The sequence below is a fragment of the Rhizobium sp. PvP014 genome (assembly GCF_017876855.1).
Classification (GTDB): domain Bacteria; phylum Pseudomonadota; class Alphaproteobacteria; order Rhizobiales; family Rhizobiaceae; genus Neorhizobium; species Neorhizobium soli.
Map to the genome: position 1 here is coordinate 738582 of NZ_JAGIOT010000002.1, position 14525 is coordinate 753106.

The following is a 14525-nucleotide window of genomic DNA, read 5'->3' on the forward strand; positions in this document are numbered from 1 at the left end:
GCGAGACGAGGTTCGTAAAGTGAAAACGAATCAGACCTTTGAAAAGAGGTCGTCTGCCGACCTGGCACCCAGTCGGCGAGAACGGGGATGAAAATGGCTCAGCCAAGTGTAGCGCGTGAACCGTCAATGGAAGAGATCCTGGCTTCGATCCGCCGGATAATCGAAAGCAACGAGCCGGTCGGCGAGGGTTCACCAGATCAGGCATCGCGTTCGCCCTATGCGGATGACGATCTGATCGACGATATCGACGATACGGTCTTTGCGTCCGATCTTGCCGCTGGCATCGCTGCAAACGACCCGGGTCTTCCTCTTCGTCCCCATTCACCGGCCCCGATGCCGTTCCAGTCGGAACCCTACGCCCCCGCATCCGCAAACGACGCACCCAAGCCTGTTTCCGCATCGACAGTCGACCCTGAGATTTCATCATCGGGTGAGCGCTCGCTCTCGCTTGCCGACGTTGCGGCCCGCGTCCGCGCCGCTTCGGCCCGCCAGCAGGAAAATGCGATGAGCCGCCCGGCACCGGCGCCGCGCCTGTCGATGCCCGCAGCCGAGAAGGCATCCGCTGCAATCTCGGCCTTTGCCGACGTCGCGCTGCGTGACACCATCGCCCCTGTCGAAACAAGGCCTGCGGCAATGGTATCCAAGCCGATCGAGACCCCTATGGCGAAAGACGTCGAGCCTGCCGGACCATCTCCCATTCCAGCGCTGAAGCCGCAACCGGCAGTCGCGCAGCAGCCGGAGATGTCCGAGCCGGTCGAGCAGGCGGCACCGAAGGCGCAACCGGCTCAGCAGGAAAATCTTCCGGCGATGATCGAGGAGGCCGCTGCAACGCTCCTTTCGGTCGAAGCGGGCGCGCAGGTGACAAAATCGTTCAACGAACTTGCAGCCGTCTTCGATGGTCTCGAGCGTCGCTCTGTCGAGGATATGGCGCAGGAAATGCTGCGTCCGATGCTGCAGGAATGGCTGGACGACAACCTGCCGACACTGGTGGAGCGTCTCGTGCGCGAGGAAATCGAGCGCGTTGCCCGCGGCCCGCGTCGCTAAATCGCCTCCAATGCCTGTCATCAAGGGCCGCTCCACACGGGGCGGCTTTTTTATTGACTTCACGGCCTCCACGTCTTTAACACCGCACCATCTCATTCAAAAAGAAAAACGGGTCAGGAAATGCTCGAAAAGACCTACGATTCCGCCGCCGTCGAACCGAAGATCGCCAAAGCCTGGGACGATGCGGACGCCTTCCGTGCCGGTGCCAACGCAAAGGCTGGTGCGGAAAGCTTCACCATCGTCATCCCGCCGCCGAATGTGACCGGGTCGCTGCACATGGGGCACGCGCTCAACAACACGCTGCAGGATATCATGGTCCGCTTCGAGCGCATGCGCGGCAAGGACGTGCTGTGGCAGCCGGGCATGGACCATGCGGGCATTGCCACGCAGATGGTCGTCGAGCGCCAGCTGGCCGAGCGGAAGCTTCCCGGCCGACGCGAGATGGGCCGCGAGGCCTTTGTCGAACGCGTCTGGGAATGGAAGGAAGAGTCGGGTGGCCTGATCTTCAACCAGTTGAAGCGCCTCGGCGCATCCTGCGACTGGTCACGCGAACGGTTTACGATGGACGAGGGTCTGTCCAAGGCCGTTCTCGAAGTCTTCGTCACGCTCTACAAGGAAGGCCTGATCTACCGCGGCAAGCGGCTGGTCAACTGGGATCCGAAGTTCGAAACGGCGATCTCCGATCTTGAAGTTGAGTCCAGGGAAGTCGAAGGCCATATGTGGCACTTCAAATACCCGCTGGCCGGCGGCGAGACCTATACCTATGTCGAGAAGGATGCGGACGGGAATATCGTCCTTTCCGAAGAGCGCAATTATATCTCGATCGCCACGACGCGTCCGGAAACCATGCTGGGCGATGGCGCCGTTGCCGTCCATCCGTCGGACGAGCGGTATGCACCGATCATCGGCAAGCTGTGCGAAATCCCTGTTGGGCCAAAGGAACATCGCCGCCTGATCCCGATCATTGCGGACGAATATCCGGAACCGGATTTCGGCTCGGGCGCGGTCAAGATCACCGGCGCGCACGACTTCAACGACTATCAGGTCGCCAAGCGCAACAAGATCCCGCTCTATCGCCTGATGGATACCACCGCCTCGATGCGCGACGATGGCGACGCTTATTCTGTCTATGCGGCCAAGGCGCTGGAGATAGCCAAGTCCGGCGAACTGCCGGGCGAAGCCGATATCGACGAGATCAATCTGGTTCCGGAAGAGTATCGCGGCCTCGACCGCATGGTCGCCCGCAAGAAGATCATCGAGACGATCAATGCCGAAGGCCTTGCCGTTACCGTCAAGGACAGCGAGGGCAACGACATTCCGTATGTCGAGGCAAAGAAGATCATGCAGCCGTTCGGCGACCGCTCCGGCGTCGTCATCGAGCCAATGCTGACGGATCAGTGGTTCGCCGACGCCAAGACGCTGGCAGAACCGGCGATTGCTTCGGTTCGCGAAGGCCGCACCAACTTCGTCCCGAAGAACTGGGAAAAGACCTATTTCGACTGGATGGAAAATATCGAGCCCTGGTGCATTTCGCGCCAGCTCTGGTGGGGACATCAGATTCCGGCCTGGTACGGTCCTGATGGTCAGTGCTTCGTCGAAAAGTCCGAGGAAGAAGCACTCGACGCGGCCATCCAGCATTATCTGGCACACGAAGGCCCATGGAAGGCCTGGGTTCAGGAGAAGCTCGAGAACTTCAAGCCTGGCGAGATCCTGATCCGCGACGAGGACGTGCTCGACACCTGGTTCTCGTCGGCACTCTGGCCCTTCTCGACGCTGGGCTGGCCGGACAAGACGCCGGAACTGGAGCGCTATTACCCGACCAGCGTTCTCGTCACCGGCTTCGACATCATCTTCTTCTGGGTTGCCCGGATGATGATGATGGGCATGCATTTCATGAAGGATGCGGAAGGCGAGCCTGTCGAGCCGTTCCACACGATCTACGTTCATGCGCTGGTTCGCGACAAGAACGGCCAGAAGATGTCGAAGTCGAAGGGCAACGTCATCGATCCGCTCGACCTGATCGACGAATACGGCGCCGATGCGCTGCGGTTCACGCTCGCCATCATGGCGGCGCAGGGACGCGACGTTAAACTCGACCCCGCCCGTATCGCCGGCTACCGCAACTTCGGCACCAAGGTCTGGAACGCAACGCGCTTCGGGGAGATGAACGGCGTCAAGCGTGATGCGGGCTTTGATCCAAAGAATGCGAAGCTGACCGTCAATCGCTGGATCCTCACGGAACTCTCGAAGACCGTGGCCGACGTCACCACCGCGATCGAGACGCAGCGCTTCAACGAGGCTGCCGCTTCGCTCTATCGCTTCGTCTGGAACCAGGTTTGCGATTGGTATGTCGAGCTGTTGAAGCCGATCTTCATGGGCGAGGATGAAGCCGCCAAGGCCGAGGCGCAGGCCTGCATGGCCTATGTCCTGGAGCAGAGCTACGCGCTTCTCCACCCGTTCATGCCGTTCATGACTGAGGAACTCTGGGCTCACACGGCAGCGCGTGACGGATTGCTCGCTCATGGCGACTGGCCGGTCTCCGGTTTTGCGGACACTGACGCGGCTGACGAGATCAACTGGCTTGTCGATCTCGTATCCGGTCTTCGCTCTGCGCGGTCCGAAATGAACGTCCCGCCATCGGCGACAGCACCGCTTATCATGGTTGGTGCCAATGCGGTCACCTCGTCGCGGCTCGCGCGTCACGAGGCGGCAATCTGCCGGCTCGCGCGTGTCGAGAGCATCTCGACAGCTGACGTCGCCCCGAAGGGTGCGGCACAGATCATCGTCGGCGAGGCGACGGCCTGCCTGCCGCTCGGCAACCTGATCGATCTCGGCACGGAGAAGGCCCGAATCGAGAAGGCGATCGTCAAGAACGAGCAGGAAAAGGACCGTCTCGGCAAGAAGCTCTCCAACGAGAAGTTCATTGCCAATGCCGATCCGGACGTGGTTGCGGCTGACCGGGAGCGCCATGCCGAACTGGAAGTTCAGCTCGAAAGCCTCAAGATCGCTCTGCAGCGGGTCATCGAAGCCGGCTGATGACCAAGGTCTCCGCCAGCCTCTAGGCCGGCGCCAGCGAACGAATCTCTGAAAGCCGCGGTCCTGTGACCGCGGCTTTTTGCTGTGCTTCGACCCGGAAGTTCCGTTTGCGTGCACATGCACAACGGGAGAAAGCCGCAATGTTGCCGCATTGTCACATCGCCGCGCCCATGCGGGATGGTGTTCTAATTCCAGCTACGGTACGGCCCCAGATTAGGTAATTTTGTTCCCAACCACCGATTCGGTGGCGATTGTTCCTCCGCTTACGTAAATTAGCGACCGTTTTGCAGCGCAAGATCGGGGACAGCCGAAAGTTGTTATTTTGGGCAGAGTATTTAGAATTGTCTCAATGACTTGCCTGGGAGTGGGAGACGAGATGCAAAGCAATTACATCGCCAAGGGCGCCTTTGTTCTGATGGCTGGATGGAGCGTTTATTCGCCGGCGTTAGCGGGCGGGATCGAACGGGGCGGTTACAATATAGATCTGCTTTTCGACCAATCCCGAATTGCAGCCGAATCCACAGCTACGTTTGTAATGCCGGGTCGTAAATTGAAGAACGTTGTTGATAGCGAGCCAACCGACGGTCCACTCAATGCGTTCGGCTATTCCTCGTCTGCGGATGAGACGGAAAACTTTTGGTCGCCGCGTATCGGGATAAAGGCAGGCTATGAGAACGCCGACTGCATGTTCGACTATTCTCAGCCGTACGGCGCGCACACTAACCCAGGCGAGAATTGGGCTGGTGCGCAGCAAAATATCGAAACCAAAATAAACAGCGATAATTACGCTCTCACCTGTTCCTACCGGTTTGACGCCGGTCCAGGTCAGCTACGTATTATTGGTGGCGGCAGCTATCTCAAGATGGATGGCTTCAAGGAACGGCTAGTCATTGCACCAGGGCTGTTCGACACTGCGCCGTTGGACGTCTTTGGACTTTCCGGGAGCGGTGTCGGCCGTCTTGATTTGGAGGGTGATGGATGGGGTTGGAGAGCCGGGTTGGCGTATGAAATTCCGGAATATGCTTTCCGTGCCAGCCTTATGTACTACAGCCAAGTCAAACTTGACGACATCACAGGATCCGTTGATTTGACTAACATTCCGGCTTTGCTGGGCGCAATCCCCGGGCCCGATGGCGGTCCTCTCATTCCCGGCGCTGGCACCGTAATTCCAGTCCATGGCTCAACGGCGATGCCGGACGCCCTTGAGCTCAAGCTACAATCCGGTATCGCGCCTGACTGGCTTGCATTTGGTTCGGTTAAGTGGACTGATTGGAGCCAGTTACAGCGTATCCCCTTCTATAACAGTGCTGGTTTAGAGGTTACGTCGCTTGATTTAGGTTATCGTGATGGCTGGACGTTGACTGGTGGTGTTGGCCATAAATTCAATGAACAGTGGAGTGGTGCCGTAAGCGTCACTTGGGACCGCGGTACCTCGCAGGAATATGGCAGCCTCAGCGATACGTGGCTGTTTAACGCCGGCGTTGCTTACTCGCCGACGACAAATGTTGAAATCCGCCTTGGCGGCGTACTTGGCATTCTTACTGGCGGCGATTCTAGTGAAATGACTATTGACGGCAAGGAAGCCGGCGACGAAGCTAGCTATGAATACGATAGCGACCTGGTTGCAGCACTTTCTACGTCGCTGAAGGTAAAGTTCTGAAATCTGTTATGAATTGGTAAAGGCCCGGCTCGCGCCGGGCTTTTTCGTTTGTGGCTGCCGGGCTCCGAGGTCACTAAATTTGTGACGATTTGGCAACACTCTTTTGTCACGATGAAGGGGTTGGCGAACAAGGGCGGTTTTGTCCATTTCCCGCCACAAACAGGGAGCAGCGGTAAAGGAATAACGGACGCGGACCGCGGGGGCGGCGCGTGTGAATTGGAGTACCATGGGCGGGTTTTTCAATAAGATACGGGGCTTTGGCCGCGTTGTTGCAGGCGGATCGGATCGCCGTGCACAACTTCGGCGCGTTTTGCAGGCAGGTCCTACTCTTGCCGAAAACGGGATGTACAGTTTCCAACCTAGAACGGCAGCGATAGCTGGCCTCTACCTCATTACCGGTTCGCAGGTTTTGCCGAGCAATCGGGCGGAGATGGCAAGCTTTATGACTCCCGGGTGTATGGGAAGAAACTGAACCATGTCGAAGTTTGGCATTGTGTCCATGAAAGTATTGCTTCTTGGCGTGTCGCTCACCTCTGCAATGGTGGGTTCGGCAGCGGCGTTCGACATCCAATCCGGCGTCACCAAGGAATCCGGTCCCTTCGATCTCTTCAAGTTCGGCTTCAAGGCCTACAAGAACGGTCAGAAGGAAGACGCGGTCGAAGCCTATCGCTATGCTGCCGAGAAGGGCCATACCGGCTCCCGCTGGGCACTGGCCAACATGTATGCCTTTGGCGACGGCGTCACGAAGAACGATCTCGAAGCGTTCAAGATCTATAACGAGATTGCCACCCAGGGCGTTGAACCCGGCTCCGAAGACACCGGCTTCTTCGTCAACGCACTCCTGTCGCTCGCGAGCTACTATCGCCGCGGCATCCCCGATACACCGGTGAAGCCCGATCTTGCCCAGGCGCGGCAGATCTATTTCCAGGTTGCTTCGACCTTCGGGGTAGCAGAAGCGCAGTTCCAGCTTGCCAAGATGATTCTTGCAGGCGAGGGCGGATCGCCCAATATCCAGCAGGCGAAGAAGTGGCTGAACCAAGCCCGCAAGAGCGGCCATCCAGGCGCCATGGCCGTCTTCGGCGATATCCTGTTCGAGGAGGGGCAGACGGTGCGTGGCCTGGCATTCCTGACGGCTGCACTCGACAAGTGTAGCACGAAGGACTGTATGTGGATGGAGCCCCTGCAGGAGCAGGCGTTTTCCATGGCAAGCGAGGAAGACCGGCGCGGGGCGATCGCTCTATCCCACGAGTTTGCCAAGGGCATGGACTAAAGAAGCGGCATCAGCCGCTTCCTTCAATTCCGAGCTATCAGGGAAGACGAGCCCCGGTCAAACCGGCGCGAAGTCGAAAATCCCGACAACCGGAACATGGTCGGACGGCTTTTCCCAGCCGCGCACATGCTTCTCGATGACCGTCGCCTTCAACCGGTCGGCAGCTTCCGGCGACAGCATCAGATGATCGATGCGGATGCCGTTGTTCTTCTGCCAGGCGCCCGCCTGATAATCCCAGAACGTATAGAGCTTGGTGGCATCCGTGGTTGCGCGAACGGCGTCCGTCAGGCCAAGATTTTCGAGCGCACGGAATGCCGCCCTCGTTTTCGGCAGGAAGAGCGCATCTGTCGCCCATGCGGCCGGATCGAAACAATCATGCGGCTCGGGAATGACGTTGTAGTCGCCGGCGAGTATCAGTGGCTCTTCGAGTGCCAAGCATTGCTGGGCATGCAGCCGCAGCCGTTCCATCCAGGCAAGCTTGTACGGGTACTTGACCGGGTCATCGGACGGGTTGCCGTTGGGCAGGTAGATCGACGCAACGCGGATCACGCCGCCCTGAACGGAAAAGACGCATTCGATGTAGCGCGATTGCTCGTCAATTTGTCCGTCGGGACCGACGGCACCGGGTAGACCGCGCATCACTTCGTCGGGTTTTATCTTCGACAGGATCGCCACCCCGTTGAAGCCCTTCTGGCCGTGTGTCTCGACATGATAGCCAAGCGATTCGATCTCAAGCCGCGGAAAGCCTTCGTCGACGGATTTGATCTCCTGGAGGCAGGCGATGTCAGGCGACGAGTCGGCAAGCCATTGACGCAGATTATCGATCCGCGCCTTGACGCCGTTGATGTTCCAGGTGGCAATCTTCATTGCTGTCGTCCTTCCGTCTTCAGCCTATCCTTTTAGCGAAAGACAAGCTGATGGGAAGGGTCGAGTGGCAATCTGATCAGGACGACCGGAAGATCTTAGATGGAGAAGCTGGTACCGCAGCCGCAGCTTGCGACCGCGTTCGGATTCTTGATCTGGAATGACTGGCCAAGCAAATTATCGACGAAGTCGATCTCTGAACCTTCCATGTAGACGATGGACAGGCTGTCGATCAGCACCTTGGCATCGCCGTTGGCGATCACCACGTCATCTGCTTCCGGCGCGCCCGCGAGGTCGAACTTGTAGGAGAAACCGGAGCAGCCGCCGCCTTCAACAGAAACACGCAGAGACTGCTTTTCGGATTCTGCCGCAACGATTTGGGCGATCCGCTTGGCTGCAGCATCGGAGAGAGTTACGTTCATCGTCATTTCAATGGTCTCCTGCCGGGGTAAAGGCCCGGTGAGTCTTGGGTAAAGGCACCCTGATAACTCGAAGATGGATGTCACTGCCGTTGCACACGGCAACACTATAGGTATGAAGACCTGAACGGCGCGTCAATGGGGCGTACCCATACACGACAACACGCAGGCACGCTTGAGGCATTAAGGACGGTTATGGCGATCGATACGGGGGTACTTGGTTTCGGTGGGGGTGAGCGAGCGTTATATGCATCCAATCCCTGGGCCTCGCGGGGCCGCCTGTTTCCCGAAGCGAGCAGCCTGACGCGCTCGGAGTTTCAGCGCGATCGTGACCGTATCGTCCATACGACGGCGTTTCGCAGGCTCAAGCACAAAACACAGGTGTTTATCAGTCCTGACGGCGACCATTACCGAACGCGGCTGACCCATACGATCGAAGTGGCGCAGGTGGCCCGCGCGCTGGCCCGTGCCCTGAAGCTGGATGAAGATCTGGCAGAAGGCGTCGCGCTCGTTCACGATTTTGGCCACACCCCTTTCGGACATACGGGTGAGGATGCGCTCGATGAGCTGATGAAGCCATATGGCGGGTTCGACCACAATGCCCAGTCGCTGCGGATCGTCACCAAGCTTGAGCGGCGATACGCGGAGTTCGACGGTCTCAACCTGACATGGGAAACGCTTGAGGGTCTCGTCAAGCACAATGGCCCTTTGATGATGGCCGACGGCAGCGAGGGTTCCCACGGTCCTTTGCCGCAGCCGATCCGCGACTACTGCCTCCTGCACGATCTCGAGCTTTCGAGCTATGCCAGCCTGGAGGCGCAGGTCGCGGCGATTTCCGACGACATTGCCTACAACACCCACGATATCGACGATGGGCTTCGCTCTGGCCTGCTCACTTTCGATATGCTGGAGGAGGTGCCGTTCCTCGCCGGACTGATGCAGGAAGTGAGGACGAAATACCCCAATCTGGACCCGACCCGCTTTGCCTACGAAGTGACGCGCCGCCAGATCACCCACATGGTCGAGGACGTTATCGCGGTCTCCCAGAAGAACCTTAGAGAGCTTGCACCCGAGAGCGCACAAGATGTGCGCATGGCGGGAAGGGTGATCTCGACCTTCTCCAACGAGATGGCGGAAACGGACAAGCAGATCAAACGAGTGCTGTTCTCCCGGATCTACCGGCACCCCGAAATCATGCGCATCCGGGCCGGCGCCTCGCAGATCGTCGTCGACCTGTTCCATCGCTACATGGACGACCCGGCGCTGATGAAAGGCCACTACTGGGTCAAGCAGATGAACGGCGTCCCGGAGGCGGCCCGTGCGCGCCACGTTGCAGATTATCTTGCCGGTATGACCGACACCTACGCAACCCGCGTCCATGCCGAGTTGTTTGACCAGACTCCTGATTTGCGCTAGGGCCTGCCCGACACCAATGGCTTCGAGGGGCCCGCCCAAAACACTTTGAGCGGATGTAAACATATGAATCTTTTTGCCGAATTCGACAATAGAATTAAGAACGCGCTAGAAACTCTCGAAATCATTCGAGAAAATCGAAGTGCGGTTGATTTCGGACGCCTCACGGTCGAGCCTCCGCGCGATCAGAGCCATGGCGACGTCGCGACCAATGCAGCGATGGTGCTTGCCAAGCCTCTCGGCACCAACCCGCGCGCGCTCGCCGAGATCATCGCCGAAGCGTTGCGTGGCGACGCGGATATTTCGGAAGTCTCCGTTGCCGGTCCCGGCTTCATCAATATCAGGCTTTCCACCGGATACTGGCAGCAGATGCTCGCCAAGATGATTGCGCAAGGGACGGACTACGGCCGCTCGGATGTCGGTGCCGGTCGCAAGGCAAACGTCGAGTATGTCTCGGCCAATCCGACGGGGCCGATGCATGTCGGTCATTGCCGCGGCGCTGTCGTGGGCGATGCGCTCGCCAATCTGATGGCCTTTGCCGGCTATGACGTCACCAAGGAATACTACATCAACGACGCTGGCAGCCAGATCGACGTTTTGGCCCGCTCGGTCTTCATCCGGTACCGCGAGGCGTTGGGCGAAGCAGTCGGCGAGATTCCGGCTGGCCTCTATCCGGGCGATTACCTCGTCCCGGTCGGGCAGGCTCTGGCCGCTGAATACGGTCCCCGGCTGCATGCCATGCCCGAAGATGAGTGGATGCCGATCGTCAAGGAGAAGGCCATCGACGCGATGATGGCCATGATCCGCGAAGATCTCGAAGCCCTCAACGTGCATCACGACGTGTTCTATTCCGAGCGCACGCTGCATGCGGACGGCGCGCAGCGCATCCGTGCAGCGATCAACGACCTGACGTTCAAGGGCCATGTCTACAAAGGCAAGCTGCCGCCGCCGAAGGGTCAGCTTCCCGAAGACTGGGAAGACCGCGACCAGACGCTGTTCCGCTCGACCGAAGTCGGCGACGATATCGATCGCCCGCTGATCAAGTCGGACGGCAGCTACACCTATTTCGCCGCCGACGTTGCCTATTTCAAGGACAAGTTCGACCGCGGCTACGACGAGATGATCTACGTGCTCGGTGCCGACCACGGTGGCTACGTCAAGCGGCTCGAGGCCGTGGCGCGCGCCGTCTCCGAAGGCAAGTCAAAGCTCACTGTTCTTCTCTGCCAGCTCGTCAAGCTTTACCGCAACGGCGAACCGGTCAAGATGTCGAAGCGCTCCGGCGACTTCGTGACCCTGCGTGACGTCGTGGACGAGGTCGGTCGCGACTCAGTTCGCTTCATGATGCTCTACCGGAAGAGCTCGGAGCCGCTCGATTTCGATTTTGCCAAGGTGACCGAGCAGTCGAAAGACAACCCTGTCTTTTATGTCCAGTATGCCCACGCCCGCTGCATGTCGATCTTCCGCCAGGCAAGGGAGGCGTTTCCGGGTCTGGATACCGAGACGCTGGATTTCGTTGAAAACATTGGCGAAATCACCGACAAGAGCGAGCTTCAGCTGGTCGCGAAGCTTGCGGAATATCCGCGAATCGTCGAAGCTGCAGCTCTGGCCCAGGAGCCGCACAGGCTCGCATTTTACCTCTATGATCTTGCCAGTTTCTTCCATGCTCACTGGAATAAGGGCAAGGACCAACCGGAATTACGGTTTGTTAACGATAAAAACCGACAATTGAGCATTGCCAGGCTTGGACTGGTGCACGCAGTCGCCTGTGTCCTGAAGTCGGGACTTGCAATCACAGGTACAGCGGCACCTGAGGAAATGCGGTAGAAACGCCCTCATTTCCCCACATTGCACTGGCAGATGAGTTGTAATGGTGGTGAGTGGACGAGCGAATGGCGGACAACAACCTAGCGCGTAGCCGGAATGACGCCCCGGAATTTTTTGCTGACGGCGATCCTCTGGCAGAGCTCGCTCGCATCGTAGGCTACGAGGAACGGACAGTCGCTAATCCGGCTGCCCCTTCCGTGGGTTCTGCGCCAATGGCGGCATCTGCCCGCCGCGAGCCGGCCTTCAATCTCGAAGACGAGTTGCTGCGGGAATTCGAGCAATACGATACTCCGCGGATCGATCCGGTCAACGATATCCCGCTCGACGCCAAGCCTTCCCGCGTGGAGGTGCCTTTGCCGGTCGATCACGGCTATCAGGCTGCGCCTTCTATTGCCTATGAGCCTCCCATCGAACGCGAGCCGGTTTTCGAACAGCCGGTCCAGTCGGTGGTGTCGCAGACGCAGGAAGATCTCAACCCTTTCGATGCTCCGGAATTCTCCGTCGATCCGTTTGGTGCAGCACCTGCGGAGGCGGAAGCTGTTTCCCCTGCCGTCGATGCTCACCGTGCACCGGCCGAGCCGAATTTCGACCCGTCAAATTTCCATGGCCTTCCGACACTCCGTACGGAGGTAGAGGGCGCCGATGACTATCAGCCTGCGACTCAGTCCAGGCAGGAACCGTCGGTTGACGCTTTCGATCTGGCCGCTGAGCTGGAGAGCTCGTTCGCCGTTGCAGCCGAGCCAGTCGTCGCAGCTTCCATGGTTTCGGCGCCGGAGCCTGTTCGGGCGGAACCCCGCAAGAGCACCGGTTACACGCCGGGCTTCCGCATGCCGCTTGCGAATTTCGGTCTGAATGCCGGTGTCACGCCGCTGGAACGCCCCGTCGAAAAGCCGCCGGTTGTCCAGCCCAAGGCCGTTGCGTCCCCGGTTGAACAGCCTCGCGCTGCTGAACCGGTCGCTGTGAAAGAGGTCGTCCAGCCCACTTTGGAGGCGCAGAAATTTTCGCCGCTTGACGAGCTGGTTTATGACGTTGCCCGTTTCCCGGTCAGCCAGGAAGCTCCTGCGACTGTTCGCGCCGAGCCGAAACTCGAACTGCCGCAGGCTCCGGTCTCCAAGCCGCAGCCAATCGCCGTCGCTCCGATCGTTGCCGCTGTGGCGGCGCCCGTGATCCCGACGCCGGTTCCAACGCCGACTGTTCAGCAGGCGGCACCCGTCGCCGACCTGGCAGATGACTTCGATCCTTTCGCCGACGAAGACTTCGAACTGGCGCTTGACGATCTCGAACTCGATCTAGCCGACATCGTGGTGGCGGAAAACTCCGTTCAGCCGGTGGCACCTGCCGCGGCAATCGCTGCCGCCGTCTCGACGCCCGCGGCTGCAGCAGCACCCATCGTTGCAGCAGCGCCTGAGCCGGAAGAAGAAGTCGCCGTCGTCGAAGCGGAAATGCCGTTCGATGCGGCGATGATTTCCGAATCGGAAGAGCATGTCGAGGCGATCGCCGATCTCAACGTGCCGGACCTGCCGGTCGAGCAGCCGGAAGAAGAGCCTGCCTACGCGTCCGAGTACGATATCGATATCGATGCAGAACTCGCGGCGCTCTTGGTAAACCCGACGTCGCAGACTGCTCCGGCACCGCGGCATCAGGAGGCGGCTGCCCCGGCTTCCGTCGCTGCCGGCAATTTCCCAGAGCAGCCTCGGCAGACATCGGGCAGCGCTTACCCCGACCTCGACGATTTCGAGCGGGCCCTGGAAGAAGACTTCCGTCGCAGCCTTGTCGCGCCGCTTCCGGCCGACGACCATGACAGCGATCTCAACGGATACGAAAACGACCTCGACCAGCGTTCGCCCCGGTCAGCGTCCCGGACGTGGCTTCTTCCCATCGCCGTTGTGGGCGTCCTGGTCGTTGCTGGCGCAGGTGCCTACACGATGCTGGGTAGCGGACCTTCGCGGATGATGGGCGGCGAGCCGGTCGTCATCGCAGCCGATACCGATCCGGTAAAGGTTGTCCCGGAAAATCCGGGTGGCAAGACCGTTCCGAATCAGGACAAGGCTGTTTACGACCGCGTTGCCGGCGCTGCATCCGAAACGCCGAAGCAGGAAGCGCTGATCTCCAGCGAAGAGCAGCCGGTCGATGTCGTCCAAAAGACGCTGATGCCGGAAAGCCTTCCGCTCGAAGGCGAAAACGATATCGATCCGACCGATACCGGCGAGACCCAGGATGCACGTCTGCTACCCGATCAGGGCCAGCAGGTTGCTTCGACGGGCGGACAGGATCCTCTCACCGTTACGCCGCGTCGGGTAAAGACGATGATCGTGCGTCCGGATGGGAAGCTCGTCGAACAGGAAGTGCCGGCTCCGGCGCTCGCTGCGGCCCATACAGGCAAGATGCCGGCGGCTTCGGTGAAGTCTCCGGAACTGGCCCAGCCAGTCACTCCGGCCGCTGCGATCGCCGCATCTGCACCTGCTGCCAGCACGGTTGCCGAAATCATCCCGGCGTCTGCGCCGATGACGGCAGCCACTATGGCGCCACTGGACACTTCGGCACCTGCTGCTGTCGCGAAGGCGCCGGTCCCGAAGGTTCGTCCTTCGCAGCAGCCGGTCAATGTCGTCGCATCCGTCAGCGATCAGGGCAACGTTCGCGCTCCCGCAGCACAGGTTCAGCCGGTTTCGGCAACTCCTGCCGCTGTCAATGCACAGGTCGCGTCGGTCGGCGAGGGCGGCTACGTCATTCAGATCGCATCGCTGCCGTCCCAAGCTGACGCTCAGAGGTCTTACCAGAACCTGTCGTCGAAGTTCGGCAACGTGATCGGCGGGCGTGGGGTCGATATCAAGGCTGCTGAAATCGCCGGCAAGGGCACCTTCTACCGCGTTCGCATCCCGGCCGGCAGCAAGACGGAAGCCGTAGCACTCTGCGAAAAGTATCGCGGTGTCGGCGGTACCTGCCTCGTCGCTCGCTAAGATCTTTGACGAGAAACCATCGAACGGGGCGCACGGCG

Annotated in this window: 9 protein-coding genes; 7 read left to right on the forward strand and 2 right to left on the reverse strand. The window is 59.6% G+C overall.

What is annotated here, in order from left to right; genetic code table 11:
- The first annotated feature begins 93 nt into the window (after positions 1–93).
- From J3A65_RS08235 to exoR, 4 genes are all read left to right on the forward strand, one after another.
- The gene (locus tag J3A65_RS08235) at positions 94–1044 is read left to right on the forward strand and encodes a DUF2497 domain-containing protein (RefSeq protein WP_209900673.1); all 951 of its coding nucleotides are present in this window, start codon (positions 94–96) and stop codon (positions 1042–1044) included.
- Positions 1045–1164: 120 nt separating this feature from the next.
- The gene (locus tag J3A65_RS08240) at positions 1165–4080 is read left to right on the forward strand and encodes a valine--tRNA ligase (RefSeq protein WP_209900675.1); all 2916 of its coding nucleotides are present in this window, start codon (positions 1165–1167) and stop codon (positions 4078–4080) included.
- A 376-nt stretch (positions 4081–4456) separates the two neighbouring features.
- Entirely contained in the window at positions 4457–5740 is a 1284-nt protein-coding gene (locus J3A65_RS08245) for an OmpP1/FadL family transporter (RefSeq protein WP_209900678.1), read from the forward strand.
- 475 nt (positions 5741–6215) lie between these two features.
- On the forward strand, positions 6216–7010 hold the full coding sequence (gene exoR, locus J3A65_RS08250) for an exopolysaccharide production regulator ExoR (protein ID WP_174196756.1): 795 nt from the start codon (positions 6216–6218) through the stop codon (positions 7008–7010).
- A 57-nt stretch (positions 7011–7067) separates the two neighbouring features.
- Here exoR and xth read toward each other — a convergent pair whose 3' ends face one another.
- Together xth and erpA are read right to left on the reverse strand one after the other, a co-directional pair.
- Positions 7068–7877: an exodeoxyribonuclease III gene (xth, locus tag J3A65_RS08255; protein ID WP_209900680.1), complete on the reverse strand. Its 810-nt coding sequence runs from the start codon at positions 7875–7877 to the stop codon at positions 7068–7070.
- 95 nt (positions 7878–7972) lie between these two features.
- The gene (gene erpA / locus J3A65_RS08260; RefSeq protein WP_062580337.1) at positions 7973–8302 is read right to left on the reverse strand and encodes an iron-sulfur cluster insertion protein ErpA; all 330 of its coding nucleotides are present in this window, start codon (positions 8300–8302) and stop codon (positions 7973–7975) included.
- Positions 8303–8488: 186 nt separating this feature from the next.
- Here erpA and J3A65_RS08265 point away from each other — a divergent pair, with 186 nt between their 5' ends.
- From J3A65_RS08265 to J3A65_RS08275, 3 genes are all read left to right on the forward strand, one after another.
- Positions 8489–9709 carry a deoxyguanosinetriphosphate triphosphohydrolase gene (locus J3A65_RS08265; RefSeq protein WP_209900682.1) on the forward strand — a complete coding sequence of 407 codons (1221 nt, stop codon included), beginning with the start codon at positions 8489–8491 and terminating at the stop codon, positions 9707–9709.
- Positions 9710–9772: 63 nt separating this feature from the next.
- Positions 9773–11530 (forward strand): arginine--tRNA ligase, encoded by a 1758-nt coding sequence (argS, locus tag J3A65_RS08270; RefSeq protein WP_209900684.1) that lies wholly within the window; start codon positions 9773–9775, stop codon positions 11528–11530.
- Between the two features lie 212 nt (positions 11531–11742).
- The gene (locus J3A65_RS08275; RefSeq protein WP_245341495.1) at positions 11743–14487 is read left to right on the forward strand and encodes an SPOR domain-containing protein; all 2745 of its coding nucleotides are present in this window, start codon (positions 11743–11745) and stop codon (positions 14485–14487) included.
- The last annotated feature ends 38 nt before the right edge of the window (positions 14488–14525 follow it).